Annotated in this window: 19 protein-coding genes and 1 pseudogene; 8 read left to right on the top strand and 12 right to left on the bottom strand. The window is 62.2% G+C overall.

All coding sequences use genetic code 11. The annotated features are described in order from the left end of the window. The first annotated feature begins 540 nt into the window (after positions 1–540). Positions 541–1,014 carry an SIR2 family protein gene (locus tag PWG15_RS36540; protein WP_425536743.1) on the top strand — a complete coding sequence of 158 codons (474 nt, stop codon included), beginning with the start codon at positions 541–543 and terminating at the stop codon, positions 1,012–1,014. 85 nt (positions 1,015–1,099) lie between these two features. On the opposite strand, the gene tnpC is transcribed toward PWG15_RS36540, so the two are convergent. The 3 genes from tnpC to tnpA all read right to left on the bottom strand — a co-directional run bounded on the left by tnpC (position 1,100) and on the right by tnpA (position 3,516). Continuing rightward, the gene (gene tnpC / locus PWG15_RS08860; RefSeq protein WP_275022363.1) at positions 1,100–2,752 is read right to left on the bottom strand and encodes an IS66 family transposase; all 1,653 of its coding nucleotides are present in this window, start codon (positions 2,750–2,752) and stop codon (positions 1,100–1,102) included. A 78-nt stretch (positions 2,753–2,830) separates the two neighbouring features. Next, a complete protein-coding gene (tnpB, locus tag PWG15_RS08855; RefSeq protein WP_040679045.1) occupies positions 2,831–3,178 on the bottom strand; it encodes an IS66 family insertion sequence element accessory protein TnpB in 348 nt (115 codons plus the stop codon). Beyond that, positions 3,175–3,516 (bottom strand): IS66-like element accessory protein TnpA, encoded by a 342-nt coding sequence (gene tnpA / locus PWG15_RS08850; protein ID WP_275022361.1) that lies wholly within the window; start codon positions 3,514–3,516, stop codon positions 3,175–3,177. The genes tnpB and tnpA overlap by 4 nt, the downstream gene beginning before the upstream one ends. Positions 3,517–4,329: 813 nt before the next feature. Here tnpA and PWG15_RS08845 point away from each other — a divergent pair. Beyond that, on the top strand, positions 4,330–5,268 hold the full coding sequence (locus PWG15_RS08845) for a hypothetical protein (protein WP_275024035.1): 939 nt from the start codon (positions 4,330–4,332) through the stop codon (positions 5,266–5,268). 99 nt (positions 5,269–5,367) lie between these two features. On the opposite strand, the pseudogene PWG15_RS08840 reads toward PWG15_RS08845, so the two are convergent. The 3 genes and pseudogenes from PWG15_RS08840 to uvrB form a co-directional block, all read right to left on the bottom strand. Further along, positions 5,368–5,839, bottom strand: a pseudogene (locus PWG15_RS08840) (excinuclease ABC subunit UvrB); the annotation flags it as partial. Then, entirely contained in the window at positions 5,785–6,063 is a 279-nt protein-coding gene (locus PWG15_RS08835) for a hypothetical protein (protein ID WP_275024034.1), read from the bottom strand. The pseudogene PWG15_RS08840 and the gene PWG15_RS08835, both read right to left, overlap by 55 nt. A 26-nt stretch (positions 6,064–6,089) precedes the next feature. Beyond that, the gene (gene uvrB / locus PWG15_RS08830) at positions 6,090–9,104 is read right to left on the bottom strand and encodes an excinuclease ABC subunit UvrB (protein WP_275024033.1); all 3,015 of its coding nucleotides are present in this window, start codon (positions 9,102–9,104) and stop codon (positions 6,090–6,092) included. A 442-nt stretch (positions 9,105–9,546) separates the two neighbouring features. On the opposite strand from uvrB, the gene PWG15_RS08825 reads away from it, so the two are divergent. After that, positions 9,547–10,590 (top strand): FecR family protein, encoded by a 1,044-nt coding sequence (locus tag PWG15_RS08825; RefSeq protein ID WP_275024032.1) that lies wholly within the window; start codon positions 9,547–9,549, stop codon positions 10,588–10,590. A gap of 208 nt (positions 10,591–10,798) precedes the next feature. Here PWG15_RS08825 and PWG15_RS08820 read toward each other — a convergent pair whose 3' ends face one another. Both PWG15_RS08820 and PWG15_RS08815 read right to left on the bottom strand, forming a co-directional pair. Next, entirely contained in the window at positions 10,799–12,970 is a 2,172-nt protein-coding gene (locus PWG15_RS08820) for a CHASE2 domain-containing protein (RefSeq protein WP_275024031.1), read from the bottom strand. Positions 12,971–12,976: 6 nt separating this feature from the next. Next, entirely contained in the window at positions 12,977–14,731 is a 1,755-nt protein-coding gene (locus PWG15_RS08815) for an adenylate/guanylate cyclase domain-containing protein (protein ID WP_275024030.1), read from the bottom strand. A 241-nt stretch (positions 14,732–14,972) separates the two neighbouring features. Between PWG15_RS08815 and PWG15_RS08810 the strand changes: the two genes are divergently transcribed. Both PWG15_RS08810 and PWG15_RS08805 read left to right on the top strand, forming a co-directional pair. Next, a complete protein-coding gene (locus PWG15_RS08810) occupies positions 14,973–15,638 on the top strand; it encodes an aspartate/glutamate racemase family protein (protein ID WP_275024029.1) in 666 nt (221 codons plus the stop codon). Between the two features lie 78 nt (positions 15,639–15,716). After that, complete coding sequence (locus PWG15_RS08805) at positions 15,717–16,232, top strand: GNAT family N-acetyltransferase (RefSeq protein WP_275024027.1); 516 nt, start codon at positions 15,717–15,719, stop codon at positions 16,230–16,232. A gap of 117 nt (positions 16,233–16,349) precedes the next feature. Here the strand turns inward: PWG15_RS08805 and PWG15_RS08800 are convergent, their stop codons facing one another. Next, entirely contained in the window at positions 16,350–16,793 is a 444-nt protein-coding gene (locus PWG15_RS08800) for a TIGR02594 family protein (RefSeq protein WP_275024026.1), read from the bottom strand. Between the two features lie 63 nt (positions 16,794–16,856). Between PWG15_RS08800 and PWG15_RS08795 the strand changes: the two genes are divergently transcribed. Then, entirely contained in the window at positions 16,857–17,141 is a 285-nt protein-coding gene (locus tag PWG15_RS08795; protein ID WP_275024025.1) for a hypothetical protein, read from the top strand. 139 nt (positions 17,142–17,280) lie between these two features. Continuing rightward, the gene (locus PWG15_RS08790) at positions 17,281–17,634 is read left to right on the top strand and encodes a DMT family protein (RefSeq protein ID WP_275024023.1); all 354 of its coding nucleotides are present in this window, start codon (positions 17,281–17,283) and stop codon (positions 17,632–17,634) included. A gap of 202 nt (positions 17,635–17,836) precedes the next feature. Here PWG15_RS08790 and PWG15_RS08785 read toward each other — a convergent pair whose 3' ends face one another. The 3 genes from PWG15_RS08785 to PWG15_RS08775 form a co-directional block, all read right to left on the bottom strand. Further along, positions 17,837–18,472, bottom strand: coding sequence for a TerC family protein (locus PWG15_RS08785; protein WP_275024021.1), 636 nt, complete (start codon positions 18,470–18,472; stop codon positions 17,837–17,839). 135 nt (positions 18,473–18,607) lie between these two features. Continuing rightward, positions 18,608–19,141 (bottom strand): hypothetical protein, encoded by a 534-nt coding sequence (locus PWG15_RS08780; RefSeq protein ID WP_425536753.1) that lies wholly within the window; start codon positions 19,139–19,141, stop codon positions 18,608–18,610. Between the two features lie 68 nt (positions 19,142–19,209). Next, entirely contained in the window at positions 19,210–19,599 is a 390-nt protein-coding gene (locus PWG15_RS08775) for an acyl-CoA thioesterase (protein WP_275024018.1), read from the bottom strand. A 275-nt stretch (positions 19,600–19,874) separates the two neighbouring features. Here PWG15_RS08775 and PWG15_RS08770 point away from each other — a divergent pair, with 275 nt between their 5' ends. Beyond that, the gene (locus PWG15_RS08770; RefSeq protein WP_275024017.1) at positions 19,875–21,689 is read left to right on the top strand and encodes a methyl-accepting chemotaxis protein; all 1,815 of its coding nucleotides are present in this window, start codon (positions 19,875–19,877) and stop codon (positions 21,687–21,689) included. Positions 21,690–21,720: the final 31 nt, after the last annotated feature.

Raw genomic sequence — 21,720 nt, 5'->3', positions numbered from 1 at the left:
CGTCGCATAATAGGTGGCAGCGATGAGCGTGGTGTTGATCATGCGGTGGTTGTAGCGGGGAACGGGGGAGGCGGCAAGGGTGGAGGCCGATTTTGTCGGTGAATGCGTGCGGCACAAAGGCGCGAGGCTCATATCTTCTTACAGCAGAATATAAGTAGCCGCAGAAAGAACGCAGTGCGAAGAATCGGACGTTTGTCCGCTCGTTATTCCGTTTGGTTTCATTCTCCTCTTTGATCTATGGTCACATGATTCAATTTCTGATGGTGGCATTGGCATGGATGACGCAGGCTGGGAACAATTGTTGCCAAGGAATACAATACTGTTCGTCGGTTCAGGTTTCTCTGCAGAGGCTACGAACAAGGCAGGCGAGACGTTTCTTACAGGCGAGAGATTGGCGACCCGGTTGGGGCAAACGCTGGGGTATGAAGGTATTACGCTACCCCTTGCAGACGTCGCGGATGATTTCATTCCAGATCATCAGGCTCTGAGATCATTCGACATCCTTGGCGACGCGTATATACGACCAACTATGACGATGTTTTGGAGTTCGGCCTACTTGGCTGTGGGGTCACTCCGGAGCCTCTGACATTTACTGACCCTGTGAAAAAGCCAGGAAACGGTAGGCAGATAATTCATCTGCACGGGTACATTCATCGATGCTCAAACGAGGATCTAGATGAGAGACTTGTCTTAACTCAGCGTAGCTATGTAAGACAGTTGTCAGCGCCGCGTCCCTGGTTTGACCAGTTTATTGATGACATCCGCTTTGCCCAAGCAATCGTTTTCGTTGGTTACAGCTTGGCGGATGTTCCCATCGCAGCGCTTCTGTTAAGCGCACCGGAAATACGAGCAAAAACCTCTTTTGTTGTCCGAAGTCCACCGGATAGGCGCTACGAAAGGCAAGTCTCTCTCTATGGTACTATCCGGCCAATCGCGCTGCAGGGATTGGCGGATCATCTGCGAGCCATTTCCAAAACTGAGATTTCTCGGCAGCCGACGCAATTTGCGGCGTAAGCATCCGGCGAAGGCCGCAGGCTGAAGGCTTTTGGATTTTTCGGCGTGATTTGCGGTCCGCGTTGCGGCCGGATGGCCGGCATCTTCAGGCCGCGTGCATGTGCGCCGCTGGCGACGCGCTCTTCCAATTCCAAGGCAAGAACTCATCGATGCGATGCGCGGGATAACCGGCGATGCGGTGAAGTACGTCGGCGAGCCAGGCTTGCGGATCGACGCCGTTCATCTTGGCCGAGACAATCAAGCTGTACATGGCGGCGGCGCGCTGGCCACCGCGGTCCGATCCGGCGAATAACCACGATTTCCTGCCCAAAGCTATGCCGCGCAGGGCGCGTTCGGCGGCATTGTTCGAGAGGCAAACACGCCCGTCATCGAGGAAGAGGGTGAAGGCCGGCCAGCGGTTCAGCAGGTAATCGAAGGCCTTGGCGAGATCATGATCGCGCGACAGCTTGGCACGCTGAGCCTTCATCCACGCTTCCAGCTCCAGGACCAAGGGTTTGCTGCGCTCCTGACGAACCGACTTTCGGAACTCCGCGCTCTGACCGTTGATGTCGCGCTCGATGTCGAACAGGGCATCGATTCGCTGCACCATCTCCAGGGCGATCGGCGAGATGACAGCCGGCGTCTTGCCCTGCGCTCGTCGGCGCGCATTCGCCTCGACGTCGGCCATCGCGTAGAAGGGCCGCCTCGCATGGACCCAGCAGGCTGCTTCCGTTATCGGGCCGGGCCGTCGATCCGGAAGATAGAGCTTGGTGTATCCGCCATAGGCGTCCGCCTGCAGAATGCTGCTATAGCCGGCGAGATGCGCCTGCGGGTGCTCGCCCGCGCGGTCACGGGAATAGTAGAACATCGCCGATGGTGCAGCCGTGCCGCCGAACGGGCGATCGTCGCGGACATAGACCCAACTTCGGGCAATATCGGTCTTTCCTGCCGCCAGGACCGGAACCGTCGTGTCGTCACCGTGCAATCGCTCCGCCGCAAACGTATGGGCTTCGATCCGTTTGAGGAGCGGAGTGAGTGCGGCACAGCAAGCTCCGATGCTGTCGGCCACCGTCGACAGGCTGAGCGGAACGCCTTCGCGTTCGAAGCGCTCGACCTGACGGTTGAGCGGCAGGTGCTGGCCGAACTTGTCGAACAGGATCATCGCCAGGAGATTGGGGCCGGCCCATCCACGCGGGATGGCATAGAAAGGGGCCGGCGCCTGGCTGATCTTTTCGCAATCGCGGCAGGTGAACTTCTCGCGCACCGTCTGGATCACCTTCCATTGGCGCGGAACGACCTCGAGGGTCTCGGTGATGTCCTCGCCCAGCTTGCGCAGTCGGTCGCCACCACAGCACTGGCAGCTCACGGGACCGGGCACGACGACGCGTTCGTGCGGAAGATGCTCGGGCAAAGGCTTCTTCACCGGCCGGTTGCGGGTAAAGCCGGCGACATTGACGGTGGCCGCCACCGCCATTTCGGCCGCGAGTTCGTCCTCGGTCGCCGCCATCTCCAACTCCGCCAGTTGGAACTCCATCTGATCGATCAGCCGGGCGCGACGCTCTGCCTTCGGGCCGTAAAGCTGCCGCTCGAGTTTTTCGATGCGCAGCTTCTGCCGGGCAATGACAGCAAGATCGTCGGACGCTTTGGCTTTGGCAACGGCAAGTTCAGCCTCGATCTGGGCGCCCTTGGCGCGTGCCGCGATGAGCTCTGCTCGCAGGGCGGCAACATCGTCGGGAAGCAAATCGGGGCTGTTTTCCATGCCCGAAGTGAATCACAGAAGCCCTGATTTGCCTAGCATTTCAAAGAACTTGTTGCGGAGTAATCGCCCTTCAGACGGTCACCCGGCACTGGTCGGGCGCCAGGTCTGTTGCGGGTTTCGCCAATCAATCCCCTCCAGCAGATAGGACATCTGACCGGCGGTCAGCGCGATCGCACCATCCTCCGTCGCCGGCCAAATGAAGCGGCCGCGCTCGAGCCGCTTCGCGTACAGCGATAGGCCGATCCCATCATGCCAAAGGGCCTTTATCAGTCGGCCGCTGCGACCGCGAAAGACGAAGACGTCACCCTTAAACGGATCGCGGCCGAGGCCCTCCTGCACCAGCAGTGCCAGACCCTGCATGCCCTTGCGCATGTCGCAGTGACCGCTCGCGATCCACACCCGCACCCCGGAACTGATCGGGATCATTTGAGCGCTCGCATGACCGCGGCTGCCAGCTCGCATGGCGCTGCCGCGCCAATCCTCACCTTCACGCCACTCGGGAAGTCCACGCACACGGCCGGCTCGGCCGCATCACCATTGTTCGGAACGTCAACGAGCTTGGCCGGGACGAACGCCGGACCGGCTTCCGGCGCCAAAGCTTGCCGTCGCCAAGTATAGATCAGCCCAGTCGCAACATCGAAACGGCGTGCGACTTCGCAAACCACCGCGCCTGGCGCGAAAGCCTCGGCCAGTATCTGGGCGCGATCTTCCAACGACCATCGCCGACGCCGCTCCGGCCCCGTCAGCAAAACTGCATGTCCCATGCTCAATGCACTCTTAAGTCCACTCTTAAGAGTGCAGACTCACGGGAGACGCGGAACTTCGCAAGGCGGTTCACGCCGGAGGGATACTTTGCGGCTTTCGTCGAGTTGAATCCAAAGAAAGACAAAAAGGCACTTGTGCCAGCGACAACCGTGGAGGTTCGCAATCTGTTGACCTACGGAAGGTTCAATAGATTGGCTTGCGCGGCAACGTGGCCTGCTGCCGACTATGTTGTTCCGCGGAAGGCTAAGGTAGATGAAGTAATAAGTGCGTTTGGGCGATACAAAACAATATTGGTTCATAGCAGAACCGGAAATGGAAAAACGATCTTCTGTGAGATGCTTAGTATCGCTCTCGCTCAAAAGGGGTGGAGATGCATTGCTGCAAAGCCGTCACCGACTTTGACAGATGACGATTTGAAACTTTTAGGGTCCACGCAGCGATTGATTTTGTTCTTTAGATCACCTGATGATGCTGCACAGGCACTTAGTCAGATGACGAAGCACAGAGAGGATATGCGATTCGTGGTTGAGGTCCCCACGAGCATCGCAGATGTCCGAGCCACTTCGCTCAGTCGCGAACTGATACATCCGCTACATCGCATTGATCTGAATCCCTTGAGCGATGATGATCAAGAAAATTTCGAGGCTGTCTTACGTAACGCCGGTATACCAACCAGGAATTTTAATAATACATTCGCGCGTTGTAGAGAGTTTCGAGATTTCTTACTTCGACTATACGAGAGTAACCATATACGCGAAAGCTTGTTGTCACACGCGAGACCACTGTGGGCCATACCGAGAGTGCGACGCGTCATGATTACGGCTTTTCTCCTCAAGAGCCTCGATCTTGATGTTTCTCCGGCCTTGAAGCGAACAATAGTTGGCGAAGACCCATCTGCTGCGCTCGAAGCAGTTCTAGAAGATCTAAGAGACAACGTGCACGACTTTTTCGATTTTCGCGACGCGACCGTGGAGCCGTTTTCAGCGATTGTATCACAGGTTCTCGTATCTGAGCTCATGGACGCGCAAGATATCTTGGATTGGGCACTCAGGGTCTCCACAGTTGTTAGTCGTATTAAGAGAGAAGATCTGAGAGAGGGACCGATTAGTGGTCGCGGTCGTGAGGCCGTGAAGGTGATGGGACGTGTCCTGCAGGTCTCGCGCCTACGAAAGCTCCTCAACAACGTACCTGATCACGATCAACGCATTCTGAGAATGTATGAAGAGGCGCGCCTAGTTCCTGAGCTAAATGCAGAGCCATTGTTTTGGCTTCAGTTTGCTATCTTGTTAGACTCTCCGGAAGGCGACCTGGAACAACTAACCCAAGCGCTTGAACACATTCGATCAGCCTACGATCGGGCCGAATCGAATGCCGGGTATCAGACTTATCAGCTAGATACCTACCATATGCGGTTGCTTCTCCACATCGAAATGCACCGCGATACACCGATGGAAGACATTGGCTTGTGGCAAGAAATCGTTCAACTGCTGGAAAAATTCGGTGCAATGCTCAGAGATGCAGATCACCGAGATTTTGTAATAAGGGTGCTCGCAGAAATCGAGCCGTTTGTTGGAAAACGTTCAGACTGCATGGGGGCAAAGAATATACTTATACTTAAGGAGCAACTCCGAAGTATAGTTCAGGCGCTCAATGATCTACCGGCGCCCGCTAAGGAGGAATCTGGAGTTGAACCGGTTCGATTTTCTCTGCTTCGAAGCATTCATCAGCTTGGTCTAACAGGTAGAAACTGAGGCCCTCCATTCGGAGCACCGGCACTACGTGGCAGGATGTGGAACGACGGTTTGGGAGGAGGCAGAAGACGGTGCTTTGGCAAAAGAAGCCTGCCTACCTCACCGCCCCGGTCGCCCCGTCTTCCCCTTCGTCCGACCCTTCTGCCGCTTCTGGTCCGCCGGATCCTCATAGGATCCAACACCCGGCTTCGCCCGCGTAAGGATCGGCTTTTCCGGGACATGACCGATGACCGGCTTCTCGGTGCGGCCGACGGTCATTTCGTCGAGGGTGTTCCGGCGGAACAGCGATTTGTCCGCGCCGGCGGGGGTGCGATGTCGCGGCCCGTTTCGTCGAGGTCGGGCTTGCGGAACAGTGGGGGTTCCGTGTCGGTGCCCGGGCGCATGTCGTCGAGGGATGGCTTCTGGAAGTAGCTGTCGGATGAGGAGGGATTAACCCCCTCTGTCCTGCCGGACATCTCCCCCACAAGGGGGAGATCACGCTAGGCTCGCCCTTGCCCGACCTCTTGCCGCCTACTTCTAACGTTTCCTCCGGTCGCCGAAGTGGCCGAGAACGAACAAGAGACTGAGCTGCATCGCCTTAAGGGCGCCATAACCCAGCGCCGAGATTATCAAATAAAACAGGATTGGGTGTTCGGCGGCGGTAAGCGTATGGTGGCCGGGCAGTTCACCCGCGATGAAACGCGATATCACAAAGCCGGCGAAGACTGGGCCGATTAACAACATGCCGACGACGGCAGCGGCGCTTCTCAATCGATCAGTTTGCGGAGATTGATCCGGCTTCTCTGCGTTCGTCATGCAAACCCCTCCGTCGAAGTTCTATCTCACCGTCCCGGCCGCCCCGTCTTGCCCTTCGTCCGGCCCTTCTGCCGCTTCTGGTCCGCCGGGTCTTCATAGGACCCAACGCCCGGTTTCGCCCGGGTAAGGATCGGTTTTTCCGGGACATGGCCGATGACCGGCTTTTCGGTGCGGCCGACGGTCATTTCGTCCAGGGTGTTTCTGCGGAACAGCGAGCGGTCCGCGCCGGCGGGTGTCGCGACGTCGCGGCCCATTTCGTCGAGGTCGGGCTTGCGTAACAGGGGGGGGGCTGTGTCGGTGCCAGGGCCCATGTCGTCGAGCGAGGGCTTCTGGAAGAGGGATTTGTCGTCCGTGGGTTTGGATCCTCGGGTCGATCCTCGGGTTGAACCCGAGGACGAGGATGACGGAGAAGATGGGGACGCCGAGGAAGAGAGCCGCTTGCCACCTTCCTGTGATTTCGCCTCTTCCCGTGCCATTGGGTCGTCCATGGCGGCGAGTTCGGCGGCCTTGAGGCGTTTGATTTCGTCGCGCAGGCGGGCGGCCTTTTCGAAGTCGAGGTCGGCGGCGGCGTCGCGCATCTGTTTTTCCAGCGCGTTGAGGTGCGCCTGCAGGTTGTTGCCGACGAGGTGGCCGCCGTCGGCGAAACCCTTGCCGGCAACGCCGGAGATGTCGGCGCGGACGTGGTCCTTTTCGTAGACGCTATCGAGGATGTCGGAGATCTTCGCCTTCACCGATTCCGGCGTGATGCCGTTGGCCTCGTTGTAGGCCATCTGCTTTTCGCGGCGGCGGCTGGTTTCGTCCATGGCGCGCTGCATCGAGCCGGTGATCTGGTCGGCATAGAGGATGACCTTTCCGTCGACGTTACGCGCCGCGCGGCCGATGGTCTGGACCAGCGAGGTCTCGGAGCGCAGGAACCCTTCCTTGTCGGCGTCGAGAATGGCGACGAAGCCGCATTCGGGAATGTCGAGGCCTTCGCGCAGAAGGTTGATGCCGACGAGCACGTCGAAAGCGCCGAGACGCAGGTCGCGGATGATCTCGATGCGTTCCAGCGTGTCGATGTCGGAGTGCATGTAGCGCACGCGAATGCCCTGTTCGTGCAGGTACTCGGTGAGGTCTTCGGCCATGCGCTTGGTGAGCACGGTGACGAGCGTGCGGTAGCCGGCCGCGGCCGTCTCGCGAATTTCGCCCAAGACGTCGTCGACCTGGGTCTTCGCCGAGCGCACTTCCACCGGCGGGTCGATCAGGCCGGTCGGGCGGATGACCTGTTCGGCAAAGACGCCGCCGGACTGTTCGAGTTCCCAGGAACCCGGGGTGGCCGATACGGCGATGGTGTCCGGGCGCATGGCGTCCCATTCCTCGAAGCGCAGCGGGCGGTTGTCCATGCAGGAGGGCAGGCGGAAGCCGTATTCTGCCAGCGTCGCCTTGCGGCGGAAGTCGCCGCGATACATGCCGCCGATCTGGCTGACGGAGACGTGGCTCTCGTCGACGAACAGCAGCGCGTTGTCGGGGATGTATTCGAACAGCGTCGGCGGCGGCTCGCCGGGATTGCGGCCGGTGAGGTAGCGCGAATAGTTCTCGATGCCGGCGCAGGAGCCGGTCGCCTCCAGCATCTCGATGTCATAGCGGGTGCGCTGCTCCAGCCGCTGGGCTTCGAGGAGACGGCCGCCCTTTTCCAGCTCGGCGAGCCGGTGCACCAGCTCTTCCTTGATCGCCTTGATGGCGCCGTTCAGCGTCGGGCGCGGGGTGACATAGTGCGAGTTGGCGTAGATTTTTACCGACTTCAGGTCGCCGGTCTTCTGGCCGGTGAGCGGGTCGAATTCGGTGATGGCGTCGATCTCGTCGCCGAACATGGAGATGCGCCAGGCGGCATCCTCCAGGTGGGCTGGGAAGATTTCGATGGTATCGCCGCGCACCCGGAACGAGCCGCGCTGGAAATCCATGTCGCGGCGCTTGTACTGTTGCGCCACCAGGTCGGCGAGCAACTGCCGCTGGTCGAGCCGGTCGCCGACGCTCATCTGGAAGGTCATGGCAGTATAGGTCTCGACCGAGCCGATACCGTAGATGCAGGAGACCGAGGCGACGATGATGCAGTCGTCGCGCTCGAGCAGCGAGCGGGTGGCCGAGTGGCGCATGCGGTCGATCTGCTCGTTGATCGAGGACTCCTTCTCGATGAAGGTATCCGAGCGCGGCACATAGGCTTCCGGCTGGTAGTAGTCGTAGTAGGAGACGAAGTATTCGACCGCATTGTCCGGGAAGAAGTTCTTGAACTCGGAATAGAGCTGGGCGGCGAGCGTCTTGTTCGGCGCGAGGATGACGGCGGGGCGCTGCGTCGCCTCGATCACCTTGGCCATGGTGAAGGTCTTGCCCGAGCCGGTAACGCCGAGCAGCACCTGGCTGCGCTCGCCCGAGTTCAGGCCCTCGACCAGATCGGCGATCGCCGTCGGCTGGTCGCCGGCGGGCTGGTAGTCCGAGGCCATGCGGATCTCGACGCCGCCTTCGGATTTCGGCGGCCGGGCAGGGCGATGCGGCGTCCAGAGCTTGCCGTCCTTGAACAGCGGATTGCCGCTCTCGATCAGCGCCGACAGCGCTTCGACGGTGGCGGTGACGCCTGACGTGGACGTCAGTTTGGCCGCATCTTCCAGGGACACGTCGAGGCCGGCGACCGGGTTGAGGCCGGCGGCGGCGCGGGTCTTCGGGTCGGTCGAGCCGCCCATGGAGGTACCGCGCGCCGACTTGCTGCCGACGATCTCGACCTTGCCCTTCTTGCCAGCCTTCTTCGGCGCCGCGTCCTCATCCGCGCCGGCGGCCTTGCGCGCTGCCTTGGAGGCGGCGATCTCCACCGTCTTGCGGTGTTTGCCGGCCTTGGAGGCGATCTGCCGCTGGGTTTCGAAGGCAGAGGCTTCCGCGTCCGCCTCGAGCTGCTTCACCCAGTCGGAGACATTGCCGGAAAGCGGCGCACCAGAGAAAGGCGCCTGCGGCGCTTCTTCGAAACCGGACGGAGTGGAGGGCTTCTGCGGGGCATTCTTCGGAGCTTTGGTCATGGCGGGGAATATGGAGAGAGTCCGCCGGAAAGTGAAGGGGCGGGTGAGTACAAAAAGGCAACATTCCTCCATTGTCTGGCAGCGACTTCCCGGACGGTGCGTCCGGGTTATCACAGGGAAATCAGGCCGTAGGAGAGGCGTTCGTCCATGGCACAGTTCGGCAATGGCACAGGCGCGGCAACGCGACGACGAACCGCCCAACGTCTCGCTGAACGCACAGGCCCGTGCAAGGATCTGGGCGCCGAAGACGATGTCGCGCGGACCAGGCAGGCCAGCGTGGCGAAAGCGTGCTGGATGGCGGCCGACCGACGCTCAACTGTAACGGGATGAATTTGTTTGCTGATGTAACTCTTACGGTTGCGATGTGCCGTAACGTTACCCCGATTGGGCGACAAGACATAAATCCATGTAACGTGATAACAATAATGCTTTGGAGGGTGCCATGTTCTGCTTGCGTGGTGCCGCATTCATCGCGCTTTGTGTCGCGTCTTACATCCCGATTCCGGTCCATGCCGCCGAGCCCGTCGGCCAGGCAGTGCAAATCCGGACGGCAGTGAGCGGCGCTCGTGGCCCGATCGCGGTCAAGGACCCGGTCTACAAGGACGAACGGATCTCGACATCGAAATCCGGCCTCGGCCAGTTCGTCTTTCAGGATGGCACCAAGCTGGCCGTCGGCTGGGGCTCCTCCGTCGTCATCGACAAGTTCGTCTACGATGATCAGAAGTCGGTGAAGAAGCTGACGATCATGGCTGCCAAGGGCACCTTCCGCTGGATCAGCGGCAAGTCCGGGCACTCCGCCTATCAGATCGTCACGCCGGCCGGCACGATCGGTGTTCGTGGCACCGCCTTCGATTTTTATGTCGGCCGCGACGGCACCACCGCCGTCGTGCTGCTCAGCGGCGCCGCAAGCTTCTGTGGCGCCGGCGGCTGCCGGCAATTGACACAGCGTTGCGACTGCGTCGTCGCCAAGCCGGGCGGCGGCATCAGCAATCCGAGAAGAGTCAGTCGCAATACATTGAAATCACTTGGCAATGCGCAAGCCCTTCCTTTCCTCTCCGGTGGGCAACGACTGTCCGGAGCGCTGGGCTGGGCGGGGGGTGGCTGCAGCCTTGCGGCGGCGATCAAGGACGACCTTGAACTGCAACCGCAGACTGTGCAACCCCCCGCCATCGAGCAGCAAAAGCCGCGTCAACTCATACCGCTGATACCCGGGACGCAGCGCCAGGAACAAAGGCAACGGCAGGAGCAGAACGGACAGAGCCAGCGGCAGAGGCAGGAGCAGCGTCAGGAACAGGGACAAGGAGCCGGACAGGGACAGGGTAGCCAACGGCAGGAACAGTCCCAGCGGCAGGAGCAGGAACAAGGGCAGGGCCAGGGCAGCCAACGCCAGGAACAGGAACAGCGACAGGAACAGTCGCAACAGGGCGGTGGAACGCAGAGCCAAAGCCAGAGCCAGAGCCAGAGCCAAAGCCAGAGCCAGAATTGACCACTGGCGACGGCGGCAGCCGCCAAGAGGCCAGGCGTTCGGCAAGATGATCGTTGCAACGATCGACGACAGGTCAGGGATCGGCCCCCGAAGTTGGGGGCTGAACCGCGCAAAACTGGCCCAAATCAAATATTTGCAGAGATGTCTGAGAGTCCGAGTCCAGGTGATCCGCGGCAGTTGCTGGGTTCCGGGGGGGCCGTGACATCGATCACTCCGCCGGGCGCTTGGCGCCTTCGACCGGCGTCTCGGCAAAATGCTCCGATCGACGCGAGATCCGGGCGTAGAAGCCGACCAGGCCCGGCGTCAGGGCGGCAGACTTCAGCTTTGCGGCATTGATGATGCTGCGGCTCGAGGTTGCGCGTGTCCGCAGGACCGAGACGAGCCTGTCGTGCAGGACCCGCAATTCGGCGAAGGCGGGCGAAGCGGCAAGGTTTTCGTCCCCGGCGACGGCGAAAAGCCGGGTTCGCGTCGTCTTTCCCTTGAGGCCCAGGCTTCCCGCATCCAAAAGCGCGCATTCCGGCAAGGCCTCTGCAGTCGCTTCCGATACGAGCACGTCGAAGTTGACATCCTTGCAGGCCGCCTCGATGCGCGCCGCGATGTTGACGGTGTCGCCGACCGCCGAATAGTTGAAGCGGGTTTCCGCACCCATGTTGCCGACGCAGGCGAGCCCGGTATGGATGCCGATGCCGATGCGGACCTCGTGGCCGGTGCCGAAGCCGAATGCGTCCTCGGCATTGAGCCGGGCGAGGGTTTCGCGCATGCCGAGCGCGGCGCGAAGCGCCTTTTGCGGATGGTTGACCACATCGACCGGGGCGTTCCAGAAGGCCATGATGGAATCGCCGATGAACTTGTCGAGTGTGCCTTCATTGGCAAGCACATGGCGGCTCAGCGCGTCGAGCAGCGTGTTGAGAAAGGCGACGACCTCGGTCGGCGTCATGCGCTCGCTCATCTCGGTAAAGCTGCGCACGTCGACGAACATCACCGTCAGCTCGCGATCGTCGCCGCCGAGGCTGAGAGCATTGCGCGTGTGCTCGATGCGATAGAGCAGCGAGGGCGAGAGATAGCGCCCGAAGGCCTGGCGGACCTCGCGCCGCTCGCGGTCCGTCACCAGGAAGCGATAGGCGGTGGCGGCGAAATGGGTGATCGAGGCGGCAAGGATCGGCGCCAGCGGATCGAAGAGCAGCCCGCCGTAGTAGAAGGCCAGCCAGGAGGCAGCGAGCGCCAGCACCGTGACCGCCAGGCCGCAGACGAGCGCCACCACGGGGCTGACGAATGTGGTCAGCAGCACGAGCAGTGTGCCGGCCAGCGCGATCGAGAGGATTTCGAGCCCGTTGGCCCAGTCGGGACGCGAGAGATAGCGCCCGGAAAGGATCTGCTCGACGATCTGGGCGTGGATGGAGACGCCGGGCACGTTCTGCCCGAGCGCCGTGGTGCGCACGTCCTGAAGCCCGGCAGCCGAGGTGCCGATGAAGACGATGCTGCCCTCGATTGCCGCGCGAACGTCTGGCGAAGCGGCCTCGTCGGTCAGGACGCGCCGGGCCGAAATATAGCGCTCCGTCGTGTCCGGGGTCACGTAGAGCCAGAGTTCGCCGGTGGAGGTAAGAGGCACGACGAAGTCGCCGATCTTGACGGCGGTGAGCGTGTTGGCGACGTTGGGTGCTGCTGCGAGCACATAGGTCGAGGCGCCTTGCGCCACCCGCAGCGCCTCCAGGGCGAGGCTCGGATAGAATTGCTGCCCGTCGCTGAGGAACAGCGGTGCGGCCCGCACCACCGCCGAGGAGGCGCCGGGATTGAGGCTGATATGGCCAAGGCCGGCGGCGTTGGCTTCGAGCTGCGGCCTGAGCGGCGTTGCGGCGCGCAGCCGCGGCGGCGCCTCGCTCGCGGTTTCGCCGGTAAAGGCAAAGCCCGCCTTGACCGGCGGCAGGTAGCTGCCTTCGTTGGTCAGGCCGAAGCCGAGCACGACAGGCTTGTCGAGGATCGCCTTGGCAAAGATCTCGTCATTGTCCGGCAGCGTTGCGACGAAGGATGGATCGACGCCGCCGACATCGCGTACGACGGTGCGCGGCGAGAGGCGGTCAGGCTCAGCGAAGAGCACGTCGAAGGCGATTGCCGCGGCGCCCATCTCGGTCAGCCGGTCGGTCAGTTTCGCCAGGCGATCACGCGGCCAGGGCCATTGGCCGAACTGGCGCAGCGATGCCTCGTCGATATCGATCACCTTGACCGGCATCGCCTCGAAGCTGCGCGGCGCAATGCGCTGATATTCGTCGAAGGTGACGTCGCGCGCCTGCCTCAGAAGCTGCGGATCGTTGGCACGCAGGACCGTGAAGATTGCCACCACTGTGAGGCCGATGAGAACGCCGAACAGCTGGGCTCGTGTCATGGCGGCCTACGGGACGATGGGCAGGCCCGCCTTGACGAGCCCGTCTTTGAAATGCGCGTGGTCGGCAGGGTCGACATAGCCGGTGAAGAAGCGCCAGTAGCGCGGCAAATCGAAGGGCGCGTTGGCGACGGCCTCGGCAACGATCCTGCGGGCTTCCTCGTTGCGGTCGAGTTGGCCAAGGCAGGCGAGCATAATGACCAGGTTGAAATAGGTGCGGCGCAGCAGCAGCGCCCGTTCGGCGTGGCGCAACGCTTCCTCGTAATTGCCGAGGTGGTAGTGGGCAAGTGCGATGCGGTTGAAGAAGAGGTAGGTCAGCGGATCGTGCGGGCTCAGTCTCAGCGCCTTGTGCAGCGGATCCAACGCCTCGGCGAAACGGCCGATGTAGATGCGCGCCCAGCCGAGCGCCATGTGAGCGAGCGCAAAATTCGGGTTGAGATCGATCGCCTGTTGCGCTTCCTGGACCGCGGCGTGCGGCCGCTGGGCCGCGAAATTGGCGAGGCACATGACATAGTGGCAATAAGGATCGTGATCCTCGATCACGACGGCGCGCGCGGCCTCGGCCGCCAGCTCCGCGCTGTCCCGGTCGATATCGTCGCTGAAGCCGAAGTAGCAGCGGGCAAAGAGCGAGCGGGCCAGCATCATGTGCGCCCGGCCGAACTCGGGGTCGAGGGCGATCGCGCGGCGTTGCCACTCGATCGCCTCGTCGAAATGCGCGGCCGAGTCCTGCGCATTGTGCAACAAGGTACCGCGCATGTGGCATTCATAGGCGTCGAGATTGTCGCTGCCGCGCAACAGCGCCCGGCGGTTTTCGCCAATCAGGATCTCCGGCTCGATCGCCGCGACCACATGTTGGGTGATCTCATCCTGGATGGCGAAAATATCGGCGAATTCGCGCTCGTAGCGCTGCGCCCAGAGATGGATGCCGGTTTCCGCTTCGATCAACTGTCCCGTGACGCGCACGCGCGAGCCTGCGCGGCGCACGCTGCCCTCGACGATGTAGCGCACGCCGAGATCGCGGCCGATCTGTTTGACGTCGACGGCGCGGCCCTTGTAGGCGAAGGAGGAGTTGCGAGCGATGACGAAGAACCAGCGGTAGAGCGACAACGCCGTAATGATGTCCTCGGTCAGACCGTCGGCAAAGAAGTCCTGTTCCGGGTCGCCGGACATGTTGACGAAGGGCAGCACGGCGATCGACGGCTTGTCGGGCAGGGCAAGCGGCATGCCGGGCAAATCCGGCCTCACCGGGTCCTCGTGCCAGTCGACACGGTGCACCGCCACCGGGCGCGGCATGTTCTTCAGCGCGCGATCGCCGAGCCGGTGCACGGGAAAATCCAGCTTGCCGACGATCTGGTCGTGCAACGCACCGGAGATGCAGATGTCGGCCGGTTGCGCCACCTGCTGCAGGCGCGCCGCCACGTTCACGCCGTCGCCGAGCAGATTGCCCCCATCAACCACGACGTCGCCGAGGTTGAGGCCGATGCGGAACTCCATGCGACGCTCCGGCGCGAGGTCGGAATTTCTCCGCTGCAGCGTCCGCTGGATGGCGACCGCTGCGCGAACCGCCTGCACTGCGCTCTGGAACTCGGCGACAAGACTATCGCCAGCGCCGCCGAAGATGCGGCCTCCATGCTCCGCCACAAGGCTTGAAATCGTTGCGCAATAGGTGGCAAGCGTTGCGAGCGCACCTTCCTCGTCGATCGCGACAAGGCGACTGTAGCCAGCGACATCGGCAGCAAGGATCACGGCAAGCTTCCGTTCCAAGAGGGCTAGCCCCTCCCGCGGCATCTGGTCAGAAGGAAGATGAGCGTAACTTAAATTAGAAAAGCCGAGAAGCATAAATTGCCCCGATTTGTGTCCATTGCGGGGCCGGAGGCGCAATTAAGCGGTTCACGAAGCCTCTACGGCAGATTGTGTCGGGCGAGGCTTCCCGGCGTGCGGCGATTGTGCAAGTTTCGCAAAATCAGAACCCGCCGTCAGGCGTTCGCCATTCAAGGGCCAACAATTGATCATCTCCTGCCTGCATACGGCCGACAGCAACGTCGCCGTTTTCGAGAATGCTGCACGCGAACTCGGGCTCTCCGGCGCGAACTTGCGCCATACGGTCCGGGCCGATCTGCTGCGCGCTGCGGAGGAGGCGGGCGGCCTGACCGGAGATATCGCGCAGCAGACCGCGGCGGTTCTTTCGGCGCTGGCGGCAGAGGCCGATGCGGTGCTGCTCACCTGCTCGACGCTCGGGCCGAGCGTCATGAAGGCCGGGGTGGCGACTACCGTCCCGATCCTGCGGGTCGATGCGGCGCTGGCGGACAAGGCGGCTGCGACCGGCGGCAAAGTGGTAGCGCTTTGCGCGGTGGAAACGACGATCGCACCCACCACGGCGCTTTTTGCCGAGGCGGCACGTCGTTCGGGTGCTGCCCTGGAGGTTCGTCTCGTGGAGGGTGCCTGGTCGCTGTTCAAGTCGGGACACCGGGACAGCTATCTCGCTGCAATCGCTCAGGCGGCAGAAGCGGCCTATGTGGATGGAGCCTCCATCGTGGCGCTCGCCCAGGCGTCCATGGCGGGCGCCGCCGATCATGTGCGCAACGGACCGCGGCCGCTGTCGAGTCCGGCAGCCGGGCTCGAGTCAGCCATGAACACGATCGCCAACCAGCGACACTCGTTATCCGGCTAATGAGCACCGAGATTTTTGAAGGGCGGCACCGACTTCGCCCATCCCCTACGACAGCCTGCGCTGTAGGATGCCGTCACCATGACCCTGATTCGACCTACACGTGAAGATGACGCCACATTGCTGCCCGAGATCGAACGCTCGTCGGGCGCGCTATTCCGTGAGGTCCCCGACCTTGCCTGGATCGCCGACGACGATGTCCAGTCCGCGGAAGCGCATGTCGATTTTCTGCGCAACGGCCTGTCGCTGGTGGCCGTCGACGAGCACGATCGACCGCTGGGCTTCCTTTGTGCGGCGAGCGCCGAGGGCGTGCTGCACATCTGGCAGCTTGCCGTGCTGCAGGAAAGCCAGGGCCGTGGCCTTGGGCGCGCCTTGATGCTGGCTGCAATCGCGCATGCTCACGCCCATTTGTTTGCGGCAGTAACGCTGACGACGTTCCGCGATCTCAAATGGAACGATCACTTCTACCGCACACTCGGCTTTGCTACGCTTGCTGGGGATGAACTCGACGCCCGTCTCGTGCAGATCCTTGCAAACGAGGCAGCGCACGGCCTGCGGCCGGAGCGGCGCTGCGCAATGCGCCTGACGCTTGCGTGAGGATGCGCGTCGGCTATCCGCCCGAGGCGGCGATGCAAATCCCCGGTCCGGTCGGGCTCTAGGCCGCCGGCGCCATGCCTGGTGCGAAGTGCGGTTCCCGCCCTTGGCTTTCCCGCACTAGCGCCGGACGCCGACGACCTGGCCGCGCGCGAACTGCGAGACCCTGACCCCGCCGGACTGGTTGCCGCCGATCAACTGGGCCGTCGACTTCGAGAGCGCGGCCAGGATGCCGACGTGATAGCCACGACCGGTGCGCACGACGACGACATCGCCGGCGCGCGCATAGGCGAGCTTCACCGGTGCACCGAACCGAAGCCATGAACGCGCGAAGCTGAAGCTCTGCGGTGGACTGCGGCCAGATTTCCGGGCGATCAGGCCCATGAAATGGCCGCACCAGGGTGTGCGAGCCGGGTTGATGCCGAGAACTGCGCGGAGCGTCTTGTTGTTCTTGATCTCGTGCAGGCCTTTGTACTGCTGCGCCTGCGCAAGCATGCCCGCGCTGGCCGGATTTGGTAATAGGAGCGCGACATAGGCAGCCGCAAGAAATGCCAGGACCTTCATTGTCAGGTCTCCTTGACAAGTTGCTTGGTGCTAACGGTCGGGGCGGCTCGGCAATCGCCGGGCATGGCACCCAAATGCTCAACTGTTTCCACTGTGGTGTTGGGAAAATTCGGCGGCCACGCGGGTGCCCAGCGCGTGAAGCGCAGCATCGGCGTGTCGGCGAACCGCGCTCAAGCGCGGAGCCAGCTTCACGGCAACCGCCGTTATGAAGTGTGGTATTCCCCTGCCTGTCCCATTTTGGACAGTCGAGCGACAATGCTCATGGGTCAGTACAAAATTGTGGCAAAACCCGTAAAATATTATGGCAAGGCTTGCAAAGTGACGAAATCAATGATCGATCGCTGCTGATTCGCCAATCTGGCCGGTGAAAATCACAGAGGCAGCGGACTCTTGGGTGCAGGCAGCGCCGCATTCCGGGCATTGTACTTGCCTATTGGCCGGGCGGCAGAGCATCGTCTCAGCACGATTCGTGCTTGCGAGGTTCTCCATGCCCTTTACCATCAATCCGACCTATCTCTGGCCGATCCTTTTGCTTCTGATGTCCAACGTCTTCATGACGTTTGCCTGGTACGGGCATCTCAAATACACCTCGTCGCCACTCTACATGGCGATTATCGCAAGCTGGGGCATTGCCTTCTTTGAATATTGCCTGGCGGTGCCGGCCAACCGCATCGGCCATCAGGTCTATTCCGCAGCACAGCTGAAGACGATGCAGGAAGCGATCACGCTTCTGGTTTTCGCCGCCTTCTCGGTCTTCTGGCTGAAGGAGTCGATCGGCTGGAACCATCTGGTCGGCTTCGCCCTGATCGCTGCGGGCGCTTCCTTCATCTTCAAGGGGTAAGGCGACCCGAACCGTCCGAGGGCGACCGTCAACGATCTTGGCCCTCGACAGGCAGCCGGTTGCCTGCGTCCCATTGCGTGGCTGCGCGCGAAAAGGGCTGCACACAGAGTGATAAAGAAAAAAAGGCAGGGCGTTCGCCCTGCCTTTTCGGTTTCTGATGACTTGGCCCCTGAGGGGGCGGGCCGCTGCAGTTCGGCTTGCGCTAGACGATCGCCGCCACGGCCGGGGCCACGTGGGGCCACACCTCGACGGAGCCGCGATAGATCATGTCGAGCGCGACATAGAGAATGATCGCGAGGCCGACATAGGCGATCCAGTGGTAGCGGTTGAGCAGCCGGGCAATGAAACCGGCGGCAACGCCCATCATCGCGATCGAGAGAACCAGGCCGACGACGAGGATTGTCGGGTGTTCGCGGGCGGCGCCGGCAACGGCGAGCACGTTGTCGAGCGACATCGAGACGTCGGCGACGACGATCTGTATGGCCGCCTGCATGAAGGTCTTCTTCGGCGTGTCGCTGGCTTGACCGCTTTCGCCTGCGGCGTTGGCTGCCTGCTGTTCGCGAATTTCGCGCCACATCTTCCAGCACACCCACAGAAGCAGGATGCCGCCGGCCAACAACAGGCCGATGATCTCGAGGAGTTGCACGGTGACGCTGGCGAGCGCCACGCGCAGCACGGTCGCCGCGATGATCCCGACCAGGATGACCCTCTTGCGCTGCTCGGTCGGAAGCCCGGCCGCAGCAAGACCGATGACGACGGCGTTGTCGCCGGCGAGAACGAGGTCGATGACTATGACTTGCAGAAGCGCTGCCAGACCGGCAGCGGTAAAGATTTCCATGATGCGACAGTCCCCCGACGTGCCATGATGCGAGATTCAAATATGTCTAACGGATAAAGCACCGCCTCGCCTCGGGATCAAGAGGCGAGGCGCACCCCACACGGAAAACCTCCGCAGGCGATTTGATCGACGGTCCTAATCCAGGAGGTCGAAGGCCCGATACATCCAGACAAGCTGATAGGCGACCGCGACGACGACGAAGGCTGCATGGAAGCACCGGTTCGCCGTCCAGGCGGCGGCGATGCAGAAGAGGATGTAGGTGGCGTTGCGGGCAGGGTATTCGAGGCCGTAGGAGGCAAAATACTGTTTGCCCTTCAGAGCGGTATCGACGAGGTCGACGGCAAAGGCGAGTGCCAGGAAGCCGAAGAACCAGGCCCGGCGCGACATGAAGTAGTGTTCGTAGTCGCTGTAGTCCTCGAGCGTCGTCGGGAAGAGCATCACGCAGAGGAAGAAGAAGACGCAGCAATAGAGGATGACGAAGAGATAGACGCTGACGTCGATCACGGCCAGCGAATGCAGGTGGAACTCCCACCACCAGAAATGCACGAGGAAGACGAACATGAACAGGACCCAGCCGAGGTGGATCCAGTAGACGCGCGTCTTGCCGGGGTGCTGCACGAACAGCGCCAGTCCGCTGAGAAGTCTGGCCAGGCTCAGGCTGACGACCATGCCCATGACGGTGCGAATATGCGGAAAGATTTCCGGGTTGGTCGGAACCTGATCCACGGCCGCCGCTCCTATTCCTCCGGCGGCACAGGCTTGGGCTTGCCGTGCTCATCGAGCGCGACCATGACGAAGATCGCGTCCGTGACCTTTTCCATCAGATGCGAGAGGTAGCGCTGCGCCCAGGCCTCGACCTTGAGCGTCATCGAGGTGCGGCCGACCTTGACGACATCGGTATAGATGCAGAGCGTGTCGCCGATCTTGACCGGCAGTGCGAAGGCCATTTCCTTGACCGCCGCGGTCACCACACGGCCACGGGCGCGTTCGGCCGCACGGATGCCGCAGGAAAGGTCCATCTGCGCCATCACCCAGCCACCGAAGATATCGCCGGCCGCATTGGCGTCGCCGGGCATGGCGAGTGTGCGCAAGGTCAGCTCGCCGGTCGGTTTGGTCTGTTCGGTCATGCGGCCTGTCTCCCTGTTGGATGAAAGATGTAACCCGACCGCGCTTGCTGTGGGAAGGCCCGCCGCCGCACAAATGCAGGTCGCATCCCGCCGCGTCGCCGCCTTAGACTTTCGGAGGGGTTGTTCAGAAATGTCAAATTTAGGGATCGGTTGTTAGGGGCTTTGCAAAGACCTCTTCCTATCCTGCAGGCTCTTGGAGTGCGGCCGGCCATGCTGGCGGCAGCCGGGGTCTCAAGGGGCGGCGCGAGGAGCGCCGAAGGGGCAGGGGATTGGCAATGAAGAAATTCAGAATCTCGGCGCGTCTCTACGCGCTGGTGGCATTTGCGCTTTTGACCATGGCGGCGGCGCTGACATTCGGCCTGTTCCAGGCGCAGGACAAGCTCGTCGGCGAGCGCAAGGCGATGCTCGCGGCAATGGACGAAAACGCAATCGCGGTGTTCGACGCCTATCACAAGCTGGAAGTGGCCGGCACGCTCTCGCGCGAGGAGGCGCAGAAGCGTTCACTCGAGGCGATCAAGGCGATGCGCTACCAGGGTAGCGGCTACTTCTGGATCAACGACATGCATCCGACCATGGTGATGCATCCGATCAAGCCGGAGCTCGACGGCAAGGATCTCACCGAAAACAAGGACGCCAACGGCAAGCACCTCTTCGTCGAGTTCGTGAAGACCGTGGAAAAGAGCGGCCAGGGTTTCGTCGACTACTACTGGCCGAAGCCGGGCGCGGACGCGCCGGTGCTGAAGTATTCGCATGTCGCCGGCTTCAAGCCCTGGGGCTGGGTGGTCGGCACGGGCGTTTATGCCGACGATCTGGCGGCGATGTTCCGCGAACGTGCCTGGCAGGGCGCGGGCATTCTCGCCGCCGCCGCGCTCGCCATCCTGATGGCGGCCCTGGCGATCGTGCGCAGCGTCGTCAAGCCGGTTGAGAAGCTGAAAGCCTCGATGCGCGCGATCGCCGACGAGGACCTTTCGTCTGAGGTGCCGGAGACCGACCGCGGCGACGAGATCGGCCAGATGGCCAAGGTTCTGGTGGTGCTGCGTGATTCCGTCCGCGAGCGGCTGGAACTGCGCTCGCGCGAAGCCGAGCAGCAGGAGCGGCTGAGTTCCGAGCGGCGCGGCAACGAGCAGCGCCAGCGGGCAACGGCGGAAGCGCAAGCGGATGCGATGGAGACCGTCGGTGCCGCACTCGAGCTCCTGGCAAGTGGCGAGCTGACCGCCGAGATCGGCCATATCGCGCCGGAATACGGCAAGCTGAGAGAGGACTTCAATACGGCCGTAGCAGCACTTCGCGACGTCATCGGCTCGATCTCGCATTCCACCGAGATCGTCACGGCCAGTGCCGGCGATATCTCCGAAGCGGCGAACAATCTCTCGCGCCGGACGGAGCAGCAGGCGGCCGCCCTTGAAGAGACCGCCGCCGCACTCGACGAGATCACCTCGACGGTCCGCCACGCTTCCGAGCGGGCGAACGAGGCGCGCGACATGGTCAACGAGACCAAGGCGAGCGCCGCCAAGTCCGGCGGCATCGTGCGCAACGCCATCGATGCCATGGGCCGGATCGAGGGGTCGTCCGGCCGGATCGGCCAGATCATCGGGGTGATCGACGAGATCGCCTTCCAGACGAACCTGCTGGCGCTCAATGCCGGCGTCGAGGCGGCGCGTGCCGGTGAGGCGGGTCGTGGATTTGCAGTGGTAGCGCAGGAGGTTCGCGAATTGGCGCAGCGTTCCGCAGGGGCTGCCAAGGAGATCAAGGAACTGATCGGCGCCTCGGTGCGCGAGGTCGGTGCCGGGGTCCAACTGGTCCGCTCGACCGGAGAAGCTCTCACGGAGATCGAAACCCTGGTCAACCGCGTCAACGAGCAGGTGGCCTCGATCGCGACGGCCGCGCGCGAACAGGCGACCGGGCTGCAGGAGGTCAACGTCGCTGTCAACAGCATGGATCAGATGACCCAGCAGAATGCCGCAATGGTCGAGGAAACGACCGCCGCAAGCCAGACGCTGGCAGCAGAGAGCCGGGAACTGAAGTCGCTGCTGACGAAGTTCCGGCTGCAGAGTTCGGCGTCGCACGCAGGTTACGGCCGCGCCGCCTGAGCGCAAGCCTTGCAGTCCTTGTTAAACCCGC

It is taken from the genome of Ensifer adhaerens (assembly GCF_028993555.1).
GTDB lineage: Bacteria > Pseudomonadota > Alphaproteobacteria > Rhizobiales > Rhizobiaceae > Ensifer > Ensifer adhaerens_I.
This window is presented reverse-complemented; position numbering and strand designations above follow the sequence as displayed.

Coding starts and splice junctions, on each gene's coding strand:
- tnpC (WP_275022363.1), bottom strand. CDS start 2,752: ATGGAAAACAGCCCCGATTTGCTTCCCGACGATGTTGCCGCCCTGCGA.
- tnpB (WP_040679045.1), bottom strand. CDS start 3,178: ATGATCCCGATCAGTTCCGGGGTGCGGGTGTGGATCGCGAGCGGTCAC.
- tnpA (WP_275022361.1), bottom strand. CDS start 3,516: ATGGGACATGCAGTTTTGCTGACGGGGCCGGAGCGGCGTCGGCGATGG.
- PWG15_RS08845 (WP_275024035.1), top strand. CDS start 4,330: ATGATTACGGCTTTTCTCCTCAAGAGCCTCGATCTTGATGTTTCTCCG.
- PWG15_RS08835 (WP_275024034.1), bottom strand. CDS start 6,063: ATGACGAACGCAGAGAAGCCGGATCAATCTCCGCAAACTGATCGATTG.
- uvrB (WP_275024033.1), bottom strand. CDS start 9,104: ATGACCAAAGCTCCGAAGAATGCCCCGCAGAAGCCCTCCACTCCGTCC.
- PWG15_RS08825 (WP_275024032.1), top strand. CDS start 9,547: ATGTTCTGCTTGCGTGGTGCCGCATTCATCGCGCTTTGTGTCGCGTCT.
- PWG15_RS08820 (WP_275024031.1), bottom strand. CDS start 12,970: ATGACACGAGCCCAGCTGTTCGGCGTTCTCATCGGCCTCACAGTGGTG.
- PWG15_RS08805 (WP_275024027.1), top strand. CDS start 15,717: ATGACCCTGATTCGACCTACACGTGAAGATGACGCCACATTGCTGCCC.
- PWG15_RS08800 (WP_275024026.1), bottom strand. CDS start 16,793: ATGAAGGTCCTGGCATTTCTTGCGGCTGCCTATGTCGCGCTCCTATTA.
- PWG15_RS08795 (WP_275024025.1), top strand. CDS start 16,857: ATGGCACCCAAATGCTCAACTGTTTCCACTGTGGTGTTGGGAAAATTC.
- PWG15_RS08790 (WP_275024023.1), top strand. CDS start 17,281: ATGCCCTTTACCATCAATCCGACCTATCTCTGGCCGATCCTTTTGCTT.
- PWG15_RS08785 (WP_275024021.1), bottom strand. CDS start 18,472: ATGGAAATCTTTACCGCTGCCGGTCTGGCAGCGCTTCTGCAAGTCATA.
- PWG15_RS08780 (WP_425536753.1), bottom strand. CDS start 19,141: ATGGTCGTCAGCCTGAGCCTGGCCAGACTTCTCAGCGGACTGGCGCTG.
- PWG15_RS08775 (WP_275024018.1), bottom strand. CDS start 19,599: ATGACCGAACAGACCAAACCGACCGGCGAGCTGACCTTGCGCACACTC.
- PWG15_RS08770 (WP_275024017.1), top strand. CDS start 19,875: ATGAAGAAATTCAGAATCTCGGCGCGTCTCTACGCGCTGGTGGCATTT.